The organism is Burkholderia sp. FERM BP-3421, from assembly GCF_028657905.1.
GTDB lineage: Bacteria > Pseudomonadota > Gammaproteobacteria > Burkholderiales > Burkholderiaceae > Burkholderia.
This window is the reverse complement of record NZ_CP117782.1, coordinates 3,832,927-3,854,392: the sequence shown is the minus strand read 5'-3', so window position 1 is coordinate 3,854,392 and position 21,466 is coordinate 3,832,927. Positions and strand designations below refer to the sequence as shown.

The 21,466-nt window shown below is 71.4% G+C and carries 19 protein-coding genes; 6 read left to right on the top strand and 13 right to left on the bottom strand.

What is annotated here, in order from left to right:
- Positions 1 to 28 precede the first annotated feature (28 nt).
- Positions 29 to 391, bottom strand: a complete 363-nt coding sequence (locus tag Bsp3421_RS33670; RefSeq protein WP_274001409.1) for a BON domain-containing protein — start codon at positions 389 to 391, stop codon at positions 29 to 31.
- A 381-nt stretch (positions 392 to 772) separates the two neighbouring features.
- On the opposite strand from Bsp3421_RS33670, the gene Bsp3421_RS33665 reads away from it, so the two are divergent.
- From Bsp3421_RS33665 to Bsp3421_RS33655, 3 genes are all read left to right on the top strand, one after another.
- Positions 773 to 2,161, top strand: coding sequence for a TAXI family TRAP transporter solute-binding subunit (locus Bsp3421_RS33665; RefSeq protein ID WP_274001408.1), 1,389 nt, complete (start codon positions 773 to 775; stop codon positions 2,159 to 2,161).
- Positions 2,162 to 2,265: 104 nt separating this feature from the next.
- The gene (locus Bsp3421_RS33660; RefSeq protein WP_274001407.1) at positions 2,266 to 2,904 is read left to right on the top strand and encodes a 2-hydroxychromene-2-carboxylate isomerase; all 639 of its coding nucleotides are present in this window, start codon (positions 2,266 to 2,268) and stop codon (positions 2,902 to 2,904) included.
- Positions 2,905 to 2,994: 90 nt separating this feature from the next.
- A complete protein-coding gene (locus tag Bsp3421_RS33655; RefSeq protein WP_274001406.1) occupies positions 2,995 to 3,942 on the top strand; it encodes a LysR family transcriptional regulator in 948 nt (315 codons plus the stop codon).
- Between the two features lie 259 nt (positions 3,943 to 4,201).
- Here the strand turns inward: Bsp3421_RS33655 and Bsp3421_RS33650 are convergent, their stop codons facing one another.
- The 10 genes from Bsp3421_RS33650 to xdhA form a co-directional block, all read right to left on the bottom strand.
- Positions 4,202 to 5,146, bottom strand: a complete 945-nt coding sequence (locus Bsp3421_RS33650; protein WP_274004441.1) for a FecCD family ABC transporter permease — start codon at positions 5,144 to 5,146, stop codon at positions 4,202 to 4,204.
- A gap of 65 nt (positions 5,147 to 5,211) precedes the next feature.
- Complete coding sequence (locus tag Bsp3421_RS33645; RefSeq protein ID WP_274001405.1) at positions 5,212 to 6,192, bottom strand: ABC transporter substrate-binding protein; 981 nt, start codon at positions 6,190 to 6,192, stop codon at positions 5,212 to 5,214.
- Positions 6,186 to 6,977, bottom strand: coding sequence for an ABC transporter ATP-binding protein (locus tag Bsp3421_RS33640; protein ID WP_274001404.1), 792 nt, complete (start codon positions 6,975 to 6,977; stop codon positions 6,186 to 6,188). Before Bsp3421_RS33640 ends, Bsp3421_RS33645 begins: the two co-directional genes overlap by 7 nt.
- 17 nt (positions 6,978 to 6,994) lie before the next feature.
- Positions 6,995 to 9,196, bottom strand: a complete 2,202-nt coding sequence (locus Bsp3421_RS33635) for a TonB-dependent receptor (protein ID WP_274001403.1) — start codon at positions 9,194 to 9,196, stop codon at positions 6,995 to 6,997.
- A 323-nt stretch (positions 9,197 to 9,519) separates the two neighbouring features.
- The gene (locus tag Bsp3421_RS33630; RefSeq protein ID WP_274001402.1) at positions 9,520 to 9,657 is read right to left on the bottom strand and encodes a hypothetical protein; all 138 of its coding nucleotides are present in this window, start codon (positions 9,655 to 9,657) and stop codon (positions 9,520 to 9,522) included.
- A 112-nt stretch (positions 9,658 to 9,769) separates the two neighbouring features.
- On the bottom strand, positions 9,770 to 10,174 hold the full coding sequence (locus Bsp3421_RS33625) for a nuclear transport factor 2 family protein (protein WP_274001401.1): 405 nt from the start codon (positions 10,172 to 10,174) through the stop codon (positions 9,770 to 9,772).
- Positions 10,175 to 10,255: 81 nt separating this feature from the next.
- Positions 10,256 to 11,065, bottom strand: coding sequence for a substrate-binding domain-containing protein (locus tag Bsp3421_RS33620; protein WP_274001400.1), 810 nt, complete (start codon positions 11,063 to 11,065; stop codon positions 10,256 to 10,258).
- A gap of 108 nt (positions 11,066 to 11,173) precedes the next feature.
- The gene (gene xdhC / locus Bsp3421_RS33615; RefSeq protein ID WP_274001399.1) at positions 11,174 to 11,731 is read right to left on the bottom strand and encodes a xanthine dehydrogenase accessory protein XdhC; all 558 of its coding nucleotides are present in this window, start codon (positions 11,729 to 11,731) and stop codon (positions 11,174 to 11,176) included.
- Positions 11,732 to 11,735: 4 nt separating this feature from the next.
- Positions 11,736 to 14,090 carry a xanthine dehydrogenase molybdopterin binding subunit gene (xdhB, locus tag Bsp3421_RS33610; protein WP_274001398.1) on the bottom strand — a complete coding sequence of 785 codons (2,355 nt, stop codon included), beginning with the start codon at positions 14,088 to 14,090 and terminating at the stop codon, positions 11,736 to 11,738.
- A 30-nt stretch (positions 14,091 to 14,120) separates the two neighbouring features.
- Positions 14,121 to 15,626 carry a xanthine dehydrogenase small subunit gene (gene xdhA / locus Bsp3421_RS33605; RefSeq protein ID WP_274001397.1) on the bottom strand — a complete coding sequence of 502 codons (1,506 nt, stop codon included), beginning with the start codon at positions 15,624 to 15,626 and terminating at the stop codon, positions 14,121 to 14,123.
- A gap of 239 nt (positions 15,627 to 15,865) precedes the next feature.
- Here xdhA and Bsp3421_RS33600 point away from each other — a divergent pair, with 239 nt between their 5' ends.
- A complete protein-coding gene (locus tag Bsp3421_RS33600) occupies positions 15,866 to 17,077 on the top strand; it encodes an MFS transporter (RefSeq protein WP_274001396.1) in 1,212 nt (403 codons plus the stop codon).
- 12 nt (positions 17,078 to 17,089) lie between these two features.
- On the opposite strand, the gene Bsp3421_RS33595 is transcribed toward Bsp3421_RS33600, so the two are convergent.
- Positions 17,090 to 18,001: a LysR family transcriptional regulator gene (locus Bsp3421_RS33595; protein ID WP_274001395.1), complete on the bottom strand. Its 912-nt coding sequence runs from the start codon at positions 17,999 to 18,001 to the stop codon at positions 17,090 to 17,092.
- Positions 18,002 to 18,107: 106 nt separating this feature from the next.
- On the opposite strand from Bsp3421_RS33595, the gene Bsp3421_RS33590 reads away from it, so the two are divergent.
- Complete coding sequence (locus Bsp3421_RS33590) at positions 18,108 to 19,547, top strand: MFS transporter (RefSeq protein ID WP_274001394.1); 1,440 nt, start codon at positions 18,108 to 18,110, stop codon at positions 19,545 to 19,547.
- 24 nt (positions 19,548 to 19,571) lie between these two features.
- On the opposite strand, the gene Bsp3421_RS33585 is transcribed toward Bsp3421_RS33590, so the two are convergent.
- A complete protein-coding gene (locus tag Bsp3421_RS33585; protein ID WP_274001393.1) occupies positions 19,572 to 20,780 on the bottom strand; it encodes a pyridoxal-phosphate-dependent aminotransferase family protein in 1,209 nt (402 codons plus the stop codon).
- 18 nt (positions 20,781 to 20,798) lie between these two features.
- On the opposite strand from Bsp3421_RS33585, the gene Bsp3421_RS33580 reads away from it, so the two are divergent.
- Positions 20,799 to 21,260 carry a hypothetical protein gene (locus Bsp3421_RS33580; RefSeq protein WP_274001392.1) on the top strand — a complete coding sequence of 154 codons (462 nt, stop codon included), beginning with the start codon at positions 20,799 to 20,801 and terminating at the stop codon, positions 21,258 to 21,260.
- Positions 21,261 to 21,466: the final 206 nt, after the last annotated feature.

The window sequence follows — 21,466 nt, the reverse complement described above, 5'->3', positions numbered from 1 at the left end:
GCGCGGCCTGCACGGGGGCACCGGGGGCTCACTGCTGCTGCACGCTCAGCTTGTTGTTCACCGAGGTCACGCCCGACACGCCCTTCGCCGCCTCGACGGCCTTGTCGATCTGGCCCGCATCCGGCACCGTGCCCTCGAGCGACACGACGCCGCCCTTGCTGCGCACCGTGATGTTCGACACGTCGACGCCGTTGACCTTCGAGATCGCCTTGCGCACCGCGTAGCCGAGCTTGCGGTTCGTCTTCTTCGCCGTTTTCGCGGCCGCCTTCGACGCATCCTGTGCGGCGGCCGGGGCCGCCATTGCCGCGTCGCTCGCCTGCGCATAGGCCTGGCCGCTCAGACACGCGGCGACCAGCGCCCCACCCAACGCCTTCCATACGATCGACTTCATACTTTCTCCTTGTGACTTCGAGATGAACCGCGACAGCGAACGGTTGCATGACCCCCAAAAAAACGGACGGCGGCGCGCAGGCTGCCGGCCGGCGCTTTTCACGGCGATGCGAGAGAGGCGAGGCGATGGCCCGGCGCCGCGACGTCGCACCGGCGGAAGCCGGCGACGCGTGCGCCAGGCGGCCGCGCCATGCACGGGACGCGCCCGGTCTGGTCGGGAAGCCGGGTCGCGCCGGCACGGTCTGGATGCGCGGCTGCGTCGCACAATTTAATCCACACCGTCAGGATACGCAAAGGATTTGCGCGGCCGCCGCAGCGGCGCCGAACTCGGGTACCATCGCCGCGAACAGACTGTCCGCCGGCGCGCCTCCGCCCAAGCCCCATGAAGCCATCCCCCCATCGCCCGCCGCCCCGGATCCTCGCCCGCTTCGTCGCCGTATCGTGGCGCGACCTCGCGATGTCGATCGGCCCGACCCTGGTGCTCGCGCTCGCCGCGATCTGGCTCGCGTACTCGCTGATCCAGCCGTCCCCGCCCTCCTCGCTGACGATCTCCGCCGGGCCGCCCGGCAGCACCAACTGGCTCGCCGCGCAGCGCTACAAGAAGATCCTCGCGAAGAACGGCGTGACGCTCAACGTGCTGGCGTCCGAGGGCTCGGCCGCCAACCTGAAGCGGCTGACGGCGCCGGACGACGCGGTCGACGTGGGCTTCGTGCAGAGCGGGATCGGCGACCGTCAGCACGACAGCGGCCTCGTGTCGCTCGGCAGCGTCGGCTACGTGCCGCTCGCGATCCTGTATCGCGGGCCGGTGATCGAGCGGCTGTCGCAGTTCAAGGGTAAGCGGCTCGCGCTCGGCGCGGAAGGCAGCGGCGCGCGCGAGCTGGGCCTCGCGCTCCTCAAGATGAACGGCATCGCGCCGGGCGGCCCGACGCCGATCCTGCCGACGGCCGGCGAGGACGCCGCAACCGCGCTGCTCGACGGCAAGATCGACGCGGCCTTCCTGTCCGGCGATTCGACCGAGATCCCGGTGATGGCCAAGCTGTTCCGCGCGCCCGGCATCCATTTCTATTCGTTCACGCAGGCCGAGGCCTACGCGCGGCGCTTTCCCTACCTGACCGACATCACGCTGCCGATGGGCGTCTACGATCCCGGCGCCAACCTGCCGGCGACCGACCTGCACACGATGTCGCCCACCGTCGAGCTGATTGCGCGCGACACGCTGCATCCGGCGCTGTCGGACCTGCTGATCGAGGCCGCGCGCGAAGTGCACGGCCACGCGACGATCCTGCAGCGCGCGGGCGAATTCCCGTCGCCCGTCACGCACAGCCAGTTCCCGCTGTCCGACGACGCCGCGCGCTACTACAAGTCGGGCAAGACCTTCCTGTACCGGCAACTGCCGTTCTGGGTCGCGAGCCTGGTCGACCGGCTGCTCGTGATCGTGCTGCCGCTCGTGGTCGTGCTGATCCCGGGGCTGCGGCTCGTGCCGACGCTGTACGGCTGGCGCGTGCGTTCGCGGATCTACCGCTGGTACGGCGCGCTGATCGCGCTCGAGCGCAGCGCGCTCGGCGAGCATACGGCGCAGGAACGCGTCGCGCTGCTCGAACAGCTCGACGACGTGGAGGAATCGGTCAACCGGATGAAGATGCCGCTCGCCTACGCCGGCCAGTTCTACGTGCTGCGCGAACACATCGGCTTCGTGCGCGACCGCCTGCTCGCGCACGATCACGAGCGCGGCTCCGACGCGCCGCCGCCCGGGCCCGCCCCCGCCGCCTGAGCGGACGATCCGGCGCAGCGGCTGCATTTGGCCGCGCCCCCGCGTAACATGCGGGGTGAGACCGCTCGTCGCGCTTTTCCTCTGGATTCAGGAGACACTTACTTATGACCGTCGGCCTCGACGCCTCCCAGCCGGTATGGTTCTACGACTTCCTGTCGCCGTTCACCTACCTGCTGCTCGAACAGTACGACAAGTGGCCGAACATGCCGTTCGCGCCGCTGCCCGTGTCGCTGCCCGAACTGCAGCGCCACTGGGGCCAGCGGCCGGCCGCCGAGGTGCCCGCGAAGCGCATCTTCACGTACCGGCATGCGCTGTTCCGCGCCGAGCAGCTCGGCATCCCGTTCAAGATGCCGCCCGCGCATCCGTTCGATTCGAGCAAGGCGCTGCGCCTCGCGATCGCGCTGAACGCCGACCTGCCGACCGTGCGCGAGATGTTCCGCTTCATCTGGCGCGAGGGCCAGGATCCGTCGACGCCCGACGGCTTCGCCGCGCTGTGCGCGCGGCTCGGCGTCGAGCACGGCGACGCGCTGATCGACTTCGAGGAGACCCGCGAGCAATTGCGCCGCAATACCGCCGACGCGATCGCGCTCGGGGTGTTCGGGGTGCCGACCTTCTGGCTCAACCGCCAGCTGTTCTGGGGCGAGGACGCGCTGCCGATGGTGCTGTACTGCGCGCGCACGCCGAACTGGCTCGAATCGCAGGAAGTGAAGCGGATCAGCGCGCTGCCGTCCGGGCGCGCGTGATACCCGCCATAGCGTCCCCGCGCGCACAGCCCCGGCGCGCGCGGGTAACGTGAAGCCCCTCGACGCCGCCCCCGCGTTCCCACCCGACCGATGCCACCCGTAGACGACCCCGCCGCCTCGCTCGACATCTGGCTCGTGCGCGTGCTGCGCACGCTGCTGCTCGAGCGCAGCGTCACGCAGGCCGCGCTGCGCCTGAACCAGACCCAGCCGGCGATCAGCACCGCGCTGCGGCGGCTGCGCGAGACGCTGAACGATCCGATCCTGGTGCGCGGCAAGGCCGGCATGGTGCCGACCGAATACGGCGCGTCGCTGCTCGACGCCGCGCAGCGCGCGCTGCGCGAAGTCGATTTCATCGCCACGCCGCACGGCGAATTCGATCCCGCGCGCTCGCGCCGCACGTTCCGGATCGCGGCGCCCGACTACCTGAACGACTTCTTCATGCCGACGCTGATCGCGCGCTTCCGCACGGCCGCGCCGCACGCGCACCTGGAGATCGATTCGCTGAATCCCGCGCTCGACCACGCGGCCGCGCTCGATTCGGGCGCGCTCGATCTCGTGGTCGGCAATTGGCCGAAGCCCGATCCGCACTTCGTGCGCGACGACCTGTTCGCGGACACCGTCGTCTGCCTGATGCGCGCCGATCATCCGCTCGCCGCGGCGCCGCTCACGCGCGAGGCCTACGCGGGCGCCGCGCACCTCGCGCCGACGCCGTACACCGGCGCGAAGCGCAACGCGATCGAGATCGGCCTCGCGCGCGCGCAGCTCACGCGGCGCGTGGTCGCCACGCTGCCGTACTTCGGGCTCGCGCCACAGGTGCTGCTGCAATCCGATCTGATCTTCACGACCACGCGCCGCTTCGCCGCGCACTACGCGCAGTTGCTGCCGCTCGTCGTGGTCGAGCCGCCCGTGCCGTTCCCGCGCATCAAGTGCTATCTGCTGCGTCATCCGCAGCCGGACCGACCCACCGACATCGACTGGCTCGCCACGCTGATGGCCGAGGTGTCGGCCGAGCTGACCGCGCGCGGCCGGCGGCGCTGAACGCGCGGCGCCGCTGATTCAGCGCGCTAAAGCGCACACCGTCGAACAACGCGGTGGCCGCGGCGATCGGCCAATCCTCCGCAGCGGACAGCACGCGCGCGGCGATGTGCGCTCACGCCAACGGCATCACCTCCAAGCGCATCGGGTCCGCTCCGCGCGCTCGATGCCGGCGATCAGCCCGTGCGCGGCAACCTCCGACCGCGCCAACCGCGTCGCCCCGAACGCATGGGGCCTGCGCCTCGCGCTCAGCGCCTCGCGCTCAGCGCCGCCGCATCAGCGCAATGAAGCACGCGCCGCCGAACAGCGCGGTCACCACGCCGATCGGCAGATCCTCGGGCGCGATCAGCGTGCGCGCGGCGACATCCGCCCACACCAGCAGGATCGCCCCCGTCAAACCCGCGACCGGCAGCAGCCGGCCGTGCTCCGCGCCGACCAGCCGGCGGCACAGATGCGGCGTGACGAGCCCGACGAAGCCGATCGCGCCGCTCACCGCCACCATCGCGCCCGTCGCGAACGAGGCGATCACGAACACTTCGCGACGCGTCGCCGCGACCGGCACGCCGAGCGCGACCGCCACCCGATCGCCCGACATCAGCGCGTTCAGCGCGCGCCGCCGCGCCTGCAGCGCGAGCGCGGCGAGCGCCGCGCAGCACGCGGGCGCGGGCAGCAGGTCCCAGCGCGCGAGCCCGACGCCGCCCAGCATCCAGAACAACACCGACGACGCCGCGCGCTGGTCGCCCAGGTACAGCAGCAGATTCGCGATCGCCGTCAACACGAACGACACCGCGATGCCCGCGAGCAGCAGCCGGTCCGACTCCAGGCGCCCGTGCCGGTGCGCGAGCGCGATCACGCACGCGGTCGCGAGCAGCGCGCCGCCGAACGCCGCGAACGACAGCGTGAACGGCCCGAACGCCGCGCCCAGCCCAAGCGTCGCCGCGACCGCGCCGAGCATCGCACCCGCGCTCACGCCGAGCAGGTGCGGATCGGCGAGCCGATTCGCGGTGACCGCCTGCAACGCGACGCCGACCAGCGCGAGCGTCGCGCCGACCAGCGCCGCGAGCAGCGCGCGCGGCAGGCGAATCAGCCACACGATGCTGTCGGCGCCGCCGTCGGCCGCATCGAACGCCGCGGGCCACGCGTGCGCGGCGATCACGCGCAGCGCGAGCCCCGGCGCAACCGGGCTCGGCCCGAAGCCCGTCGACATCACGATCGACAGCGCGAGCCCGACCGCCAGCGCCAGCGCGATGAGCCGGGCGCGCGCGCGGCCGCTCACCGCGCCGCCTTCGCGAACGCGTCCGGATGGAGGCCGCGCGCGAGCGTCTCGACCGCGCCCGCGTTCGCCACGCCGGGTGTCGCCGCGTCGTACGGCAGCACGATGAAGCGGCGCGCGCGGATCGCCTCGACGCGCGCGAGCGCGGGCTGGCTCAGGAGGAACTGCTTCTTCTGCTCGGCGGTCACCGCCGAATAGTCGACGATCACGATCGCCTGCGGATCGCGCGCGACCACGCTCTCCCAACTCACCTGGGCCCAGCTGCGCGACACGTCGTCCATCACGTTGCGCCCGCCCGCCGCCGCGAGCAGCGCGTTCGGCATCGCGAGCGCGCCCGCCGTGGTCGGCTTGTCCTGCCCGCTGTCGTAGACGAACACGCGCAGCGGCGGCGCGCCCGCCAGCGCGCGCCGCACCGCGTCGACGCGGCTGCGCATCCCCGCGACCACCTGCTCCGCGCGCGCCTCGACCGCGAAGATCCGGCCGAGATTGCGCAGGTCGCGATAGACATCGTCGAACGACGCGGGCGGGCGCGTCATCACGTGCGAGCACGATTCGGTCAACTCGTAGCTACGGATGCCGAAGCGTTCGAGCGAGGCCGGCGTGACCGGACCGCCGACCCGCATCCCGTAGTTCCAGCCGGCCAGATAGAAATCCGCGCGCGCGCCGACCAGCACTTCCAGCGACGGATACTGGATCGCCAGCTCCGGCACGCCGCGCAGCGCGACACGCAGCGCCTCGGTGCCGGTCTTCCAGCCGGCGACGCCGGTATAGCCCGCGAGCCGGTCCTTGAGCCCGAGCGCGAGCATCATCTCGGTCAGGTTCACGTCGTTGCTCACCGCGCGCGCGGGCGCGCGCTCGAACGTGACGTCGCGCCCGCAGCTGCGCACCGTCACCGGATAGGCGGCCGCGGGCAGCGCCGCCCCCGCGAGCGCGAACGCGCAAATGGCGCGCGCGGCACGCCGTCCCAGTCGATTCAGCATGATTCGTCTCCCTGCGGATGCAGCAGCGTGATGCGCGGCCGGCCGGACGCCGGATGCGGATCGATCAGCGCCGCGACGCCGAACACGTCCTTCAGCAGCGCCTCGGTCAACACCTCGCCGGGCGCGCCGCTCGCGACCAGCGCGCCGTCGGCGAGTACATAAAGGCGGTCGCAATACGCGGCCGCGAGATTGAGATCGTGGAGCGCCGCGAGCGTCGCGATGCCGAGGCGTCGCACCCGCGCGAGCAGCTCGAGCTGGTGGCGCACGTCGAGATGATTGGTCGGTTCGTCGAGCAGCAGCAGCGCCGGCTGCTGCACCAGGGCCCGCGCGAGCAGCGCGCGCTGCTGCTCGCCGCCCGACAGCGACGCGAACGGCTGCGCGCGGCGCGCATCGAGCCCGACGTCGCGCAGCGCGGCGTCGACGAGGCGCGCGTCGTCGGGCGTATCGCCGTCGAGCAGACGCTTGTGCGGCGTGCGCCCCATCCACGCGACCTGTTCGACGGTCAGCCCGAAGTCGTCGGGCGCGTCCTGCTGCAGCACCGCGATGCGCTGCGCGCTCCAGCGCGGCGACGCGCGCCACAGATCCTGCCGATCGAGCCGCACCGCGCCCGCCTGCGGCCGCGCGAAACGGAACGCGCAGCGCAGCAGGCTCGTCTTGCCGCTGCCGTTCGGGCCGATCAGCCCGACGAACTCGCCGGGCCCGACCGTCAGCGACAGCGCGCGCAGCACGGCCGGCCCGCCCGCGGGCCCCCAGCTCAGGCGCTCGACATCGAGCGTGATGGACATCGCGCGGCCCCGTCGCGCTAGAAGCGCAGCGTCGCGACCAGCTCGCCCGAACGCTCGGGACCGAGCAGCCACTGCTCGCCGCCATTCGAGGTGCTGACCGCATAGCTGCGGTTCGCGAGATTGCGCAGATACAGCGCGAGGTCCAGCGTGCGCGTCGCGCGCCATTGCAGCGATGCGTCGAACACCGTGCAGGACGGCACGCTCACGCGGTTCGCATCGTCGCCGTAGCGGCGGCCGACATAGCGCACGCCCGCGTTGGCGCGCCAGCCCGGCGCGAACGCCCAGCCGAGCCACAGGTTCGCGGTCTGCCGCGGGATGCCGTAGGGCACGTTGCCCGCGCGCGAGACGGTCGCGCCGCCGACTGCCTGGTCGTAGCGGTCGTAGCGCGCGCGCAGGAGCGCGGCGTTCGCATCGAGGGTCCAGCCGCCGCCCAGCTGCGCGCCGCCCGTCAGCTCGATGCCGCGCGACGACTGCTGGCCGACCTGCTGGCGCCGGGCCGGATTCAGCGGATCGGTGCTGACGAGATCGCGCTTGACGATGTCGTACACGGCGAAGGTCCAGTACGCGCGCCCGTCGAGCCATTCCTGCTTGACGCCCGCCTCCCATTGCCGGCCGGTCGCGAGCGTGTAGTTGGCCTGCGACGACGCCATCGTCACCAGCGAGCCGACCCCGTCCGCTCCCGTCGAGTACTGCGCATACACCGACAGCGACGGCGCGACCTCGAACACGAAGCCGGTGCGCCAGCCGGTATGCGCGAGCGTCTTGTCGAAGCCCGCGCCCGTCAGCACGTCGTCGCGATGGAACGCGATGTGGTCGTAGCGCAGCCCGCTCACCCACGCGAGGCGCGGCAGCACTTCGAGCCGGTTCTCGGCGAACACGGCCGCCTGGTTGGTGCGCGTGCGAAAGCGCAGCCGGGTCGGATCGGGGCTGTCGAAGCGACCGGGCGAGAACGCATCGGCGTCGACCACCGATTCGCCGCGATACGGCGAATTGTTCGAACCGTCGAAGGTGATCCGGTTGAACTCGGCGCCGACCACGAGCCGGTTCGCGCGGCCGAACAGCTGTCCGTCGAGACGCATGCTCGCGCGGTCGCCGATCTGGTGTTCGCGGTGGAAGATCTCCAGATAGTCGCTGCGCGTGACCTGTCGCGTCGCGGGATCGAGCGCGTAGGATTCGGCGTCGCGCCAATGACGGCTGGTCGCGAGATAGTAGAACTGATTGTCGACCGTGACGCCGGCGGCGGGCCGCCAGGTGGCCGCGAGCCGGGTCCACTGGTCGTAGTAGCCGATCGTCGCGTCGCCGACGTTGTAGTTGCGCTTGCGCAGCGTGCCGTCGAGCACCCCGTTCGTCACCGGCACGCCGAAGTAGGTCGAGGGTTTCTGGCGGCCGTAGTCGTAGTCGAGCGTGACACTCAGCTGCGGGCTCACGTCGAGCCGCAGCGCGCCGCCGACCGCGGTCGAATGCGCATCGCCGCGCTCGACCGTGCCGTTCGAACGCGTGTCGTTCAGGTAGAAGCGATAGGACAGCATCGGCCCGAGCGCGCCCGTCGTGTCGAACGCGACGCGCTTGCCGCCGTGGGTGCCGACGCCCGCCGCGACGGTGGTTTCGCGCGTGCGGCGCGGCGCCTTCGGCACCACGTTGACGACCCCGCCGATCGCCCCCTCGCCGTACAGCACCGAGGCCGGGCCGCGCAGTACTTCGATGCGCTCGGCCGACCACGCGTCGAACGGGAACGTGACGCTGCCCGCGCCCGGATAGAGGCGCACGCCGTCGTACAGCGTCATCACCGATTCCGATCCCGAGAAGCCGCGCACCGACAGCGAGGTGCCGCCGTTGCCCGGCGCCGCGTCGTTCGCGAAGCCGGCCGCGCGCGTGACCGCCTCGAGCACCGTGCGGTCGCCGCGCGCGACGATCTGGTCGGCGCGGATCGTCTCGACGCTCGCGGGCGTATCGAGGCTCGCGAGCCCGAGCCGCGAGCCGGTTTGCAGCGGCGTCGACAACGGGGCGGCCGCCAGCTCCGCCGCCGCCGACACGCGCACCGCCGGCAACGCATGATGCTGCGCGTCGTCGCGCGCGGCGGGCGGCTCCGCATCGGCCGCGAACGCGCCGGACGCCGCGAGCGCGCAACCGAGCGCCAGCATCGGCGCGCGTGTCAATCCGGCCCGCCGACCCGCTGCCGCGAGCCGGCGGCGGCGCGCCGGATGGCGCGCGCCGCTCATGCGCGCCTCCCGTCCATCCCGTTCATATCGTTCATATTGCACGGCCACGCCGCCCCCCCGCTCTCCCGCCGCGCCCCCGCGCGCGCCATGCCATGCCGATCCACGTCTTCTCCGCTCCCACGCTGTTGCTCGACGGCGTTCCAGCCGAACGCCGCGCCCTGCGCGAACTTTACGGTTCGCCTACATGCCGCGCGATGATATGACAGATCGCGCGCCGGACGAAATGCCGGCGCGCTGTGGCGTCGCTTTGTCCATCATTGCGGGAGGTTTCCTGCGGATACCCCGGCGCGGCGCGGCGCCGGGATTGCGGCTCGCGCATATCGTCAGTCCTTGCAGAAGGTTTCTTGCCGATACGCCCGGCGCACCGCGCCGTCCGCAGCGTCATGCACCAGCACGACCGCCACGCGCCGCGCCGGAACGAGGCCGGGCTTGCGGCCGATGCGCTGCGTCAGTCCTTGCAAAAGGCCCCTTGCCGATACGCCCGGCGCACCGCGCCGTCCGCCGCGTCATGCACCAGCACGACCGCCACGCACCGCGCCGGAACGAGGCCGGGCTTGCCGCCCGCGCGCATCCTCAGTCCTTGCAGAAGGTCTCTTGCAGATGCGCCCAACGCACCGCGCCGCCCGCCGCGTCCCGCACGAGCACGACGGTCGCGCGCCGCGCGGGCAGTTCCCCCGTCGCATCGGTCTGGTGCTCGCAATAGCTGGCCACCGCGCCGCCCGGATAGGCGCTCAGCACGTGCAGCTCCGAGAAGGTGATCACGAGGCCGGGCTTGCGGCCCGCGAGACGCGCGAACAGTGCACGGGTCGCCGCGTGGTCGTACAGCGCGCCGTCGGTGCCGATCATCGTGAACTGCGGCGCGAAGTGCGCCATCATCGCGTCGAGCGCCGCATCCGACGTCGCGACGCCCGCGAGCCAGTCCTGAATCGCGGCGCAGCCCGCGACGATTTCATCCAGATATGCCTGTTGCCCGCTCATCCCGCCGCTCCTGTCCGATCCGCGCGCGGCCCCATGCCGCGCGGCAAACGGCGAGTGTAGGCGAAGCAGGCCGCGCGCGCATCAGCGCGGCGGCACGGGATCGAGCCCGGTGCGCGCGACGTCGGCCGCCGCCTCCGGCGAGGCGAGATAGTCGAGCAGCGCGCGGGCCTCGCGCGGATGCCGCGCGCTGACCGGCACCCCGCCCGCGAAACGCGTCACCGATTGCAGCGATTCCGGCAGCTTGCCGACGAAGTGCGCGCCCGGCACCGGCAGCAGTTCGCTGACCTGCTGCAAGCCCAGCGCATAGGTGCCGTCCGCGACCTTCGACGCGACCGGGATGCGCGGAATCATGATTGCCTTCCCGCGCACCTGCGCGTCGATGCCGAGCCGCGCGAACAGCACGTCGCGCACGTAAACCCCGCTCGCGCTGTCCGAGTACGCGATCGACGGCGCGCGCAGCAGCGTCGCCTTCAGCGCGTCGGGCGTGGCGATGTCGGGCGTCGGCGCGCCGGCGCGCACCACCATGCCGATCCGCGAATCGGCCAGCTCGACGCGCGAGGCCGGATCGACGCGCCCTTGCGCGATCAGCGCATCGAGCGCGTAGCCGACCATGATCACGACGTCGGCCGGCTCGCCGCGCGCGAGCCGGTTCGGGATCGCCTCGGGCGTGGCGCCCATCGACGGGCCGTATGCGATCGTGAGGCGCTGGCCGCTTACCGCCTCGTAGCGCGGCGCGAGCAGCTTGTACGCGGCGGTGAAGCCGCCCGAGTTCATCACGTGGAGTTCGAGCGGCGGTGCGGCGGCCGGCCCGGCCGGCGTTTGCGCGAACCCGCCCGCGCTCGCGCCGAGCAGCAGCGCGCAGGCCAGGGATTGCTTCAGGATGGCGATCATGAGGGAGCGGCGCGGTGCGCGGCGGAGAACCAGGGGCCTCCATCATCGGCACGCGGCGCCCGCCTGAAAAGCCGGGCAATGCCCGATGCGCGACGCGGCGCTTCGTGCTCAGCGCCCGCCGGCCAGCGCGACCGCGGGAGCCGGGCAGTGCGCGGGCGCGTCGCTGCGCACGCGCAGCAGTTCCGCGCACACCGCGATCGCGATCGCGGCGGGCGCCTTGTCGACGATCCCCGTCACGCCGATCGGACAGGTCATGTCGGCGAGCCGCGCCGGTTCGACGCCGCGTCCGAGCAGCCGTCGCTCGAACTTCACGCGCTTGGTGCGCGAGCCGATCATGCCGAAATAGCGGAAGTCGCGCCGCCGCAGGATCCGCTCCGCGAGCGCGAAATCGAGCGCGTGGTTGTGCGTCATCACGAGGAAGTACGCGCCCGGCGGCGCGGCGTCGACCAGCGCGGCGGGCGCGTCGGTCGGCTCCGGCTGCACGTTGGGCGGCACTTCGTCGGGAAACTGCGCGTCGCGCTCGTCGACCCACTGCACCACGCACGGCAGCCGGCCGAGCAGCGTCACGAGCGCGTGGCCGACGTGGCCCGCGCCGAACAGCACGACGTGCATCGGCGGCGACGGCGCGCGCGGCGGACCCCGGCGGCGACCGATCTGCACCGTCATCGCGTCATGCTCCGCGCGCGGCGCGCACCGCCTGCACCGCGCGCAGGATCGCCTCGCCCGTCGCGGGGGCGTCGAGCGGCGGATTGACCTGGTGGTCGCCCACCGCCGCGACCGCGTCGCGCACCGCGAAAAACACCGAGAACGGCAGCAGCAGCGGCGGCTCGCCGACCGCCTTCGAGCGGTGAATGCTGTCCTCCGCGTTGCGGTTGTCGAACAGCCGGACATGGAATTCGGGCGGACAGTCGTTGACGGTCGGGATCTTGTAGGTCGACGGCGCATGCGTCATCAGCTTGCCGTCCTTGTTCCACCACAGCTCCTCGGTGGTCAGCCAGCCCATGCCCTGCACGAACGCGCCCTCCACCTGCCCGATGTCGAGCGCCGGATTCAGCGACGCGCCGACGTCGTGCAGCACGTCCGCGCGCAGCACGCGCATCTCGCCCGTCAGCGTGTCGACCACGACCTCGGCGACCGCCGCGCCGTAGGCGTAGTAGTAGAACGGCCGCCCTTGCAGGCGCGCCTGGTCCCAGTGCAGCCTGGGGGTCGCGTAGAAGCCGTCGGACCACAGCTGCACGCGCGCGAGGTAGGCCTTCGCGACCACCTCGTCGAACGGCACGTCGATCTCGCCGATCCGCACGCGCTCGTTCGCGAACCGCACCTGCGCCGCCTCCGCCGCGCCGCCGCCGAAACGCTCGGCCGCGAACGCCGCGAGCCGTTCGCGCAGCTGGCGCGCGGCGTCCTGCGCGGCCTTGCCGTTCAGGTCCGAGCCCGTGGAGGCGGCGGTCGCCGAGGTGTTCGCGACCTTGCTGGTGTCGGTCGCGGTCGCGCGGATCCGCTCGAAATTCACGCCCAGCTCGTGCGCGACCACCTGCGCGACCTTGGTGTTGAGCCCCTGCCCCATCTCCGTGCCGCCGTGATTCACGAGGATCGAGCCGTCGGTGTAGATGTGGACGAGCGCGCCCGCCTGGTTGAAATGCGTGACGTTGAACGCGATGCCGAACTTGACCGGCGTGAGCGCGAGGCCCTTCTTCAGCACCGGGCTGCCCGCGTTGAACGCGCGCACCTTCTCGCGCCGCGCGCGATAGCCGCTCGACGCCTCCAGCTCCGCGAGCAGTTCGGGCAGGATGTTGTCCTCGACGGTCTGGCCGTACGGCGTGACGTTGCGCTCGGTTTTGCCGTAGAGATTCGCGCGGCGCACGTCGAGCGGATCGAGATCGAGCGTGCGCGCGACGTTGTCGAGGATGTACTCGATCGCGAACGCGCCCTGCGGGCCGCCGAAGCCGCGGAACGCGGTGTTCGACTGCGTGTTGGTCTTGCCGCAGTAGCCCTCGATCGCGACGTCGGGCAGCCAGTACGCGTTGTCGAAATGGCAGACCGCGCGCGTCATCACCGGCCCCGACAGGTCCGCGGAAAAGCCGCAGCGCGAGGTCATGTCGATCGCCACGCCGTCGATCCGTCCGTTCGCGTCGTAGCCCACGTCGTAGCGATAGTGGAAGTCGTGGCGCTTGCCGGTGATCATCATGTCGTCGTCGCGATCGGGCCGCAGCTTGACGGGACACAGCAGCTTCCAGGCGGCGAGCGCCGCGCAGCACGCGAACAGGCCGGACTGCGATTCCTTGCCGCCGAAGCCGCCGCCCATGCGCCGGCATTCGACCTGCACGTTGTGCGACGCGACGCCGAGCACGTGCGCGACCAGATGCTGCATCTCGCTCGGGTGCTGGGTCGAGCAATAGACGTGCATGCCGTCGTCGTCCTTCGGCACCGCGTAGGCGATCTGTCCTTCGAGATAGAACTGCTCCTGGCCGCCGAGCGTCATCTCGCCCGCGTCGCGATGCGCGGCCTGCGCGAGCCGCGCCGGCGCGTCGCCGCGCGCGAGCCGCAGCGGCGGGATCACGTACGACTGCGCCGCGCGCGCGGCCTGCGGCGTCAGGATCGCCGGCAGCGCCGCGTAGTCGATCTTCGCGCGCCGCGCGGCGAGGCGCGCGGCCTCGTGCGAAGTCGCGACCACCATGAACACCGGCTGGCCGACGAACTGCACGACGCCGTTCGCCAGCACCGGATCGTCATGGACGATCGGGCCGCAATCGTTGACGCCCGGGATGTCCTCGGCCGTGAACACCGCGACCACGCCCGGCGTCGCGCGCACCGCGTCGAAACGCATCGAGACGATCCGCGCATGCGCCTGCGTGCTCAGGCCGAGCGCCGCGTGCAGCGTGCCGGCGAGCAGCGGGATGTCGTCGGTGTAGGTGGCGCGCCCGCTCACGTGCAGATGCGCGGATTCGTGCGGACGCGATACGTGGACCTGGGTGAAGGTGTCGGCATCGCGGCCCGTCTGCAGGAACGGCTCGGCTTGCTGATTCATGATCGAAGGGTCTCCTTGGCGGCGGGCCGGTCAGCGTCCGGCCGCTTCGGCGGCCACGCAACGCACGTTGAGCGCCGCGGGTGGCAGCGGATCGCGCGGGCGCGTTTCGAGCCAGAAGCGGTACATCAGGTTGCGCGCGGCTTCGAGTCGGTACGCGTCGCTCGCGCGCATGTCGGTGAGCGGCGCGTAGTCGTCGCCGAGCGCCTGCATCGCCGCGCGCGCGGTCGCCTCGTGCCAGTTCGCGTCGGTCAGCGCGGCCTCCGCGCGCGACGCGCGCTGCGGCGTCGCCGCCATCCCGCCGAACGCGATGCGCGGTGCGCGCACCGTCTCGCCGTCCGCGATGAACGCGAACGCCGCGCACACCGCGGAAATGTCGGAATCGAAGCGCTTCGACAGCTTGTAGGTGCGGAACCGCAGGTTCGCGCGCGCGCCGGTCCGCGTCGGCACCTTGAGCGCGGCCACGAATTCGTGCGGCGCCATGTCCTTCTTCTGGTAGCCGAGATACAGGTCCTCGAGCGCCAGCTCGCGCGTCGTCGCGCCGGCGCGCAGCACCACGCGCGCGCCGAGCGCGATCAGCCCCGGCATCGAGTCGCCGATCGGCGAGCCGTTCGCGACGTTGCCGCCGAGCGTGCCCGCGTTGCGGATCGGCAGCGACGCGAAGCGCTTCCACATCTCGGTCAGTTCCGGATAATGCCGGGCCAGCTCCGCATAGGCCGCCTCGACCGTCACGCCCGCGCCGATCTCGATCCAGTCCGCGTCGACCGCGATCCGGCGCAGCGCGCCGACCTGCCCCAGGTAGACGAGGTCGCCCAGCGCGCGCATCTGCTTGGTCACCCACAGGCCGATGTCGGTGCTGCCCGCGAGCAGCCGCGCATCCGGCTTCGCCGCCTTCAGCTGCGCGAGCGCATCGAGCGTGCGCGGCGCGTCGAACGACTGGCCCGCGTGTTCGTAGTGGAAGGTGTCGTCACGCCGCAGCGACGCGAGCGCGCGCGCCAGCGCGGCGCGGTCGATGCCGACGCGCGGCGCGGGCAGCGCGAACATCCGCTCGGCCGCGTCGACGATCGGCCGGTAGCCGGTGCAGCGGCACAGATTGCCGGTCAGCGCATCGGCGATCTCGTCGCGCGGCGGCGCCGCGCACGGCGCGCCGCCCTGCCGGTCGTACAGCGCCCACATCGACATCACGAAGCCCGGCGTGCAGAAGCCGCATTGCGAGCCGTGGCACTCGACCATCGCGGCCTGCGCCGGATGCAGCGCGCCGTCGGGTTCGCGCAGATCCTCGACCGTGAACAGCGCGCGGCCGTCGAGCGTCGGCAGGAACTGGATGCACGCGTTGACCGCCTTGAACGCCACCTCGCCCGCATCGGTCAGCTCGCCCACCACCACCGTGCACGCGCCGCAATCGCCCTCCGCGCAGCCTTCCTTGGTGCCGGTGCACAGCGCGTCCTCGCGCAGATACTGAAGCACCGTGCGGGTGACGTCGGCGTCGCTGACTTCGCGGACCGCGTGGCGATGGTAGAAACGGATCGGCTGGCTCATCTGGGATCGTCCGGGAGGATGCGGGGCAAGCCGGTCGTGCGCCGGCCCTTGTTGTGCTCATGTTCGAACGCTATCACCGTCAATTTCGCGAACCCATAGCCGGTGACACATGCGGGTCATATTGCCGCGGCGATATGTCGTCTCGACAACGGGTAACTAAGCGGTCCCTGCATGCGGACCGGTTCCATGCAAGAATTCGCCTTTCGCCACCGGCACGTCGCCCCCCTTGATCCGTCCCCATGTCTACCGACTCCGCCGCCTCTCACAGCGCATTCAAGACGACACTTCAGATCGTCTCCGTCGTTTCGTTCACCTTCATCTGCTACCTGACCATCGGCCTGCCGCTCGCGGTGCTGCCGGGCTTCGTGCATGACGACCTCGGCTTCAGCGCGATCGTCGCCGGCGCGGCGATCAGCGTGCAGTACTTCGCGACGCTCGCGTCGCGCCCGCTCGCCGGCCGCTTCGCCGACACGCTCGGTCCGAAGCGCACGGTGCTGCGCGGCCTGGTCGGCTGCGCGGCGAGCGGCGCCTGCCTGTTGATCGCGCTGCTGTTCGCACGCTGGCCGGCCGCGAGCCTCGCGCTCCTGGTCGTGAGCCGCCTGGTGCTCGGCGTCGGCGAGAGCCTCGTCGGCACCGGTGCGATCCTGTGGGGCATCGGCCGGGTCGGCATCGCCCACAACGCGCGCGTGATCTCGTGGAACGGCATCGCGACCTACGGCGCGCTCGCGCTCGGCGCGCCGCTCGGCGTCGCGATCGCGCACGCGCTGAACCCGGCGCTGATCGGCGCGCTCGTGATCGCGCTGGCGGCCGGCGGCTACCACCTGGCCCGCCTGATCGCCCCGGTGCCGGTCGTGCACGGCGAGCGCATGTCCTATGCGAGCGTGTTCACGCGCGTGCTGCCGCACGGCCTGGGCCTCGCGCTCGGCTCCGCGGGCTTCGGCTCGATCGCGACCTTCATCACGCTGTACTACGCGGCGCGCCATTGGGACAACGCCGCGCTGTCGCTGACCGTGTTCGGCACGCTGTTCATCGGCGCGCGCCTCCTGTTCGCGAACACGATCAAGACCTACGGCGGCTTCCGCGTCGCGATCGTGTCGTTCGCCTTCGAATGCGCGGGCCTGCTGCTGCTGTGGCTCGCGCCGCTGCCGCACGTCGCGCTCGCCGGCGCCGCGCTGACCGGCTTCGGCTTCGCGCTGATCTTCCCCGCGCTCGGCGTCGAAGCGGTCGCGCTCGTGCCGCCCGCGAGCCGCGGCGCGGCCCTGTCGGCCTACTCGGTGTTCCTCGATCTGTCGCTCGGCCTCACCGGGCCGCTCGCCGGCTACGTCGCGGGCGCGTTCGGCTATCCGCAGGTGTTCCTGCTCGCCGCCGCCGCGTCGGCGGCCGGCGTCGTGCTGTCGGTGCTGATGTTCCAGCGCCAGGCGCGCCCGCGCGGCAGCGGCGCGGCCGCCTGAGCGGCCCCGCCGCTACAGCCCCTCGGCCCATGCGGGCGGCGCGCCGTCGACGCCCGCGAGCGCGCCGACCAGCGCGCCGATCTTCAGCGAACACTGCCGCGACGGCGGGTAGACCAGCGACACCGGCATCGGCCGGCGCACGCAGTCCTCGAACAGCGGCACGAGCTGCCCGCGCCGGAGCGCGTCGTCGACCATGAAGGCGGGCACGTGCGCGATGCCGTGCCCGAGCAGCGCGGCCTGCGCGAGCGCGTCGCCGATGTCGAAGGTCAGGTTGCCGCGCACCGCGAAACGCCGGAGCCGCCCGTCGATCCGGAACTGCCAGTCCACCGGCTTGCCCGTGCGCGCGTTGCGCACCACGATGCAGTTGTGCGCCTCCAGCGCGTCGGGATGCGCGGGCGTGCCGCGCCGTTTCAGATACGCGGGCGCGGCCACCGTGACCCAGCGCAGCGCCGTGAGCGGCCGCGCGATGATCCGCGCATCCTGCACCGCCCCGAGCCGGATCGCCGCGTCATACCCTTCCTCGGTCAGGTCGACCACCCGGTCCGTCATCGACACCTCGACCTGCAGATCCGGATAGCGCGCGGTCAGGCCCGCGATCACGGGCAACAGCACGATGCGGCCGAGCGCGAGCGGCGTCGTGATCTTGAGCGGGCCGGACGGCGCGCAGCGGCGATCGACCAGCAGCTGCTCGGCCGCGTCGAATTCGACCAGCAACGGTGCGCAGCGCTCGTAGAACAGCTGGCCGTCGGGCGTGAGGCTCACGCTGCGCGTGGTCCGATGCAGGAGCCGCACGCCCAGCTCGGTCTCGAGCCGCCCGATCGCGCGCGACAGCCCCGACTGGGTGAGCGCGAGCGCGGCGGCCGCCGCCGTGAAACTGCGCGTCTCCGCGACCTTGACCAGCATGCGCACCGCATTCAGGTCCATCGTTCGCCATCCATGATTTTTCTCATTACTGAAAGCAACAAGCAGCCATTTATCAGCATGAAAGCATAGATCAGACTGGCGGCTCCGTACACTTCCCCTTTCGATCATGACGGCCTGCGCCACGCTTCCCGCCCACTCCTCCCGCCGCACCGCCTGGATGCTCGCGCTGCTCGCGCTCGCGCAGCTGATCATCGCGCTCGACGCCACCATCGTGTTCGTCGCGCTGCCCGCGATCGGCGCGGCGCTGCGGTTTTCCGCGCAACAGCTGCAATGGGTGATCAGCGCCTATACGGTCGCCTTCGGCGGCGCGCTGCTGCTCGGCGGCCGCGCGACCGACCTGCTCGGCCGCCGCCGCATGTACGTGCTCGGCCAGGCGCTCTATGCGCTGTCGTCGCTCGCGGCCGGCCTCGCGCCGACGAGCGGCGCGCTGATCGCCGCGCGCGCGGCGCAGGGGCTCGGCGGCGCCTTCCTGTTCCCCGCGACGCTCGCGCTGATCAACACGCACTTCGCCGAGGGCCCGGCGCGCAACCGCGCGCTCGCGATCTGGAGCGCGGCGTCGGCGGCGGGCCTCGCGCTCGGCGCGCTGCTCGGCGGCGTGCTGACCGAGGGCTTCGGCTGGCAGGCGATCTTCTTCGCCTGCGCGCCGCTGTCGGGCGCGGCGGCGCTCGCCGCGGGCGCGCTGATCCCGCGCGACGCGCCGCGCGAACGCGCGCGCCGCTTCGATCTCGCGGGCGCGCTGACGGTCACGTCGGGCGCGACCCTGCTCGTGTTCGGGCTGGTGCAGGGACCGGACGGCGGCTTTCTCGCGCCGCCCGTGCCGGCCGCGCTGGCCGGCGCGGTCGCGCTGCTCGCGCTGTTCGTGGTGATCGAGCTTCGCGGCCGCGATCCGCTGATGCCGCTGCACCTGCTGCGCAACCCGAACCTGCGCGCCGCGATGGTGCTGACCTGCGTGTTCATGAGCAGCTTCGGCGCGCAGTACTACTTCCTCGCGCTCTACTACCAGCAGGTGTACGGCTACAGCGTGCTGCAGACCGGCCTCGCCTACCTGCCGGCCACGCTCCTGTGCACCGTCGGGATCCATCTGTCGACGCGGCTGCTGCCGCGCCTCGGCGCCCGCGCGACGCTCGCCGCCGGGCTCGCGCTCGGCGCGCTGGGACTCGGCTGGATCGTGGCGGCGCTGCCGGCCGGACGCGGCTTCGCGCTGCTCCTGCCCGGCATCGCGATCCTGAGCGTCGGCCAGGGCATCACCTGGACCGCGATGTGGATCACCGCCGCGAGCGGCGTGGCGCCGCGCGAGCAAGGCGTCGCGTCGGGCATGGCGTCGACCGCCCAGCAGATCGGCAGCGCGCTCGGGCTCGCCGCGCTGGTCGCGCTCGCCAACCACGGCACGCTCGGCAAGCACGGCGCGGCGCTCGCGCTCGCGACCGAGCAGGGCCTGCGCGCGGCGCTCGCCGGCACCGCGCTCGTCGCGCTCAGCGGCGTGCTGGTGGCGCTGCGGATCCGGCGGACGGCCGCCGCGCCGGCGCAGCCGCTGCAGGTCGGCTGACGCGCGGGCGGCTTCGCGCCTGCGTCAACCGCGGCGCGACAGCTCCTGCTCGAGCGCCGCCACGCCGGCGGGCAGATCCACCGGCACTTTCAGGTCGACCATGGTGCGGCCGAACGCATGCAGCGTGCGGAACAGGTTGTGCTCGCGGCACTGCTCGCCCATCTGGCCGATCCGCACGATCGGCAAGCCGAACGAGCCCGAGATCTCGACCTGGTGATGCTTCGAGATGTGCCCGCAGATCAGGCCGGGCGTGAGCCCCTCGGGCACCTCGATGCCGACCACCGAGTTCAGGCGGCAGGACTCGGGCGCGTACAGCGCGAGCCCCATCGCCGCCACGCCCGCCTGCAGCGCCGCCGAACAGCGCTGGTGGCGCGCGTAGCGGTTCTCCAGCGTTTCCGCGCAGACGAGCCGCAGCGCCTCGTGCAGCGCCAACACGCCCGACACCGGCGCCGTGTAGTGGTAGCCGGCGTTGTGCCAGAAATTCTCGGCGAGCGACATGTCGAGACACCAGTGCGCGTTCGGCTCCGGGCGGCTCTTCATGCGCTCCCACGCGGCGTCGGAAAACGCGATCAGCGACACCCCCGGAATCGACGACAGGCCCTTCTGGCCGCCGGTGATCACGGCGTCGATGCCCCACGCGTCCATGTCGAGCGGCATGGTCGACAGCGTGCACACCGCGTCGACCACCACCAGCGCGCCGGCGGCCTTCGCGAGCGCCGCGACGTCCTTCAGGTCGCGGTTCCAGACCGTATTCGAGGTTTCGCCGTGCACGATCGTGACGATTTCGGGACGCTCGCGCGCGATCGCCAACGCGATCTCGTCGAGGCTCGCGACGCTGCGATCGGGCACCTCCAGGTAGGCGACCTCGGCGCCGACCCGCGTCGCCATCTCGCCCATCCGCGCGCTGAAGAAGCCATTGCGGATCGACAGCACGCGCGTGCCGCGCCACGCCAGGTTCGAGATCGCCATCTCCATCGCGGCGGAACCGGGCCCGGCGACGCCCAGCACCCATTTGGTGCGGGTCTGGAACACGTAGCGCGCCATCTCCTTCACCTGCTCGATCACCTTGGCCATGGTCGCGCCGAGGTGGTTGATCACGATCGTGTTGGCCTTGGCGACCGCGGCGGGGATCGGCACGGGGCCGGCGCCCATCATCAGCAGCGGTTCTTCGGGCAGGATCGCGTCGAGCGACACGACGACGGGACACGGAATCGGCGAGTAATCGGTGGACATGGGGCGCAGCGGAACGGGTTGGACGGGCCGCGCGGGCGGCGGCGAAGTGATCGATCATTCCCGGAACCGCCCGAATGCGCAAGCCCCGGCGCGCGCGGCGGTGCGGCCGCGCACGCCGGGCCGCGCGCCGCGCATAAGCCAAACCCATTCGCCGGACATTTCCGATTCCCGATAAGCGATCCGGATCCGGTTTCACGCGCGGCAAATGCGCTTCCCGGTCGGAAATTCCGCTCGCGCCGTGCGCCCGACGCCGCGCAAATTCGATTGCCCGGCCTCAAACAAATAATTCATCAAGCTGACAAACATCAATCATACGGTGCAGTGCAGCAATTCCGCTGCGCGCCCAAAAAATCAATCATGCGTTCCGCCATCCGCAATGCCTTCGACCTTCTCACGCTAAACTCGATGCACATGCACGCATACAATAAAACAAAATCTTCTTTTTGTTCATCAACTTACATAAAAATAAAAGAAAAATGAACAAAATTGTACGTGAGGCGCACCATTAGAATCTCGCGAATTTCCATGGGTGTCGGGAAAAAATCCTCCCCTCCGCCGACGCGCGGATCTTGCTGTTTCACTCCGCGCCGGGTTTATTTCCCGATACCCTGATGAAGTATGCAGTTGACTAGTCCCACCGCCTTATTGAACAATTTGCCCGGCAATCGATATTTCGAATTAAGGCG

Coding starts and splice junctions, on each gene's coding strand:
- Bsp3421_RS33670 (WP_274001409.1), bottom strand. CDS start 391: ATGAAGTCGATCGTATGGAAGGCGTTGGGTGGGGCGCTGGTCGCCGCG.
- Bsp3421_RS33665 (WP_274001408.1), top strand. CDS start 773: ATGAAGCCATCCCCCCATCGCCCGCCGCCCCGGATCCTCGCCCGCTTC.
- Bsp3421_RS33660 (WP_274001407.1), top strand. CDS start 2,266: ATGACCGTCGGCCTCGACGCCTCCCAGCCGGTATGGTTCTACGACTTC.
- Bsp3421_RS33655 (WP_274001406.1), top strand. CDS start 2,995: ATGCCACCCGTAGACGACCCCGCCGCCTCGCTCGACATCTGGCTCGTG.
- Bsp3421_RS33650 (WP_274004441.1), bottom strand. CDS start 5,146: ATGTCGACGGGCTTCGGGCCGAGCCCGGTTGCGCCGGGGCTCGCGCTG.
- Bsp3421_RS33645 (WP_274001405.1), bottom strand. CDS start 6,192: ATGCTGAATCGACTGGGACGGCGTGCCGCGCGCGCCATTTGCGCGTTC.
- Bsp3421_RS33640 (WP_274001404.1), bottom strand. CDS start 6,977: ATGTCCATCACGCTCGATGTCGAGCGCCTGAGCTGGGGGCCCGCGGGC.
- Bsp3421_RS33635 (WP_274001403.1), bottom strand. CDS start 9,196: ATGAGCGGCGCGCGCCATCCGGCGCGCCGCCGCCGGCTCGCGGCAGCG.
- Bsp3421_RS33625 (WP_274001401.1), bottom strand. CDS start 10,174: ATGAGCGGGCAACAGGCATATCTGGATGAAATCGTCGCGGGCTGCGCC.
- Bsp3421_RS33620 (WP_274001400.1), bottom strand. CDS start 11,065: ATGATCGCCATCCTGAAGCAATCCCTGGCCTGCGCGCTGCTGCTCGGC.
- xdhC (WP_274001399.1), bottom strand. CDS start 11,731: ATGACGGTGCAGATCGGTCGCCGCCGGGGTCCGCCGCGCGCGCCGTCG.
- xdhB (WP_274001398.1), bottom strand. CDS start 14,090: ATGAATCAGCAAGCCGAGCCGTTCCTGCAGACGGGCCGCGATGCCGAC.
- xdhA (WP_274001397.1), bottom strand. CDS start 15,626: ATGAGCCAGCCGATCCGTTTCTACCATCGCCACGCGGTCCGCGAAGTC.
- Bsp3421_RS33600 (WP_274001396.1), top strand. CDS start 15,866: ATGTCTACCGACTCCGCCGCCTCTCACAGCGCATTCAAGACGACACTT.
- Bsp3421_RS33595 (WP_274001395.1), bottom strand. CDS start 18,001: ATGGACCTGAATGCGGTGCGCATGCTGGTCAAGGTCGCGGAGACGCGC.
- Bsp3421_RS33590 (WP_274001394.1), top strand. CDS start 18,108: ATGACGGCCTGCGCCACGCTTCCCGCCCACTCCTCCCGCCGCACCGCC.
- Bsp3421_RS33585 (WP_274001393.1), bottom strand. CDS start 20,780: ATGTCCACCGATTACTCGCCGATTCCGTGTCCCGTCGTCGTGTCGCTC.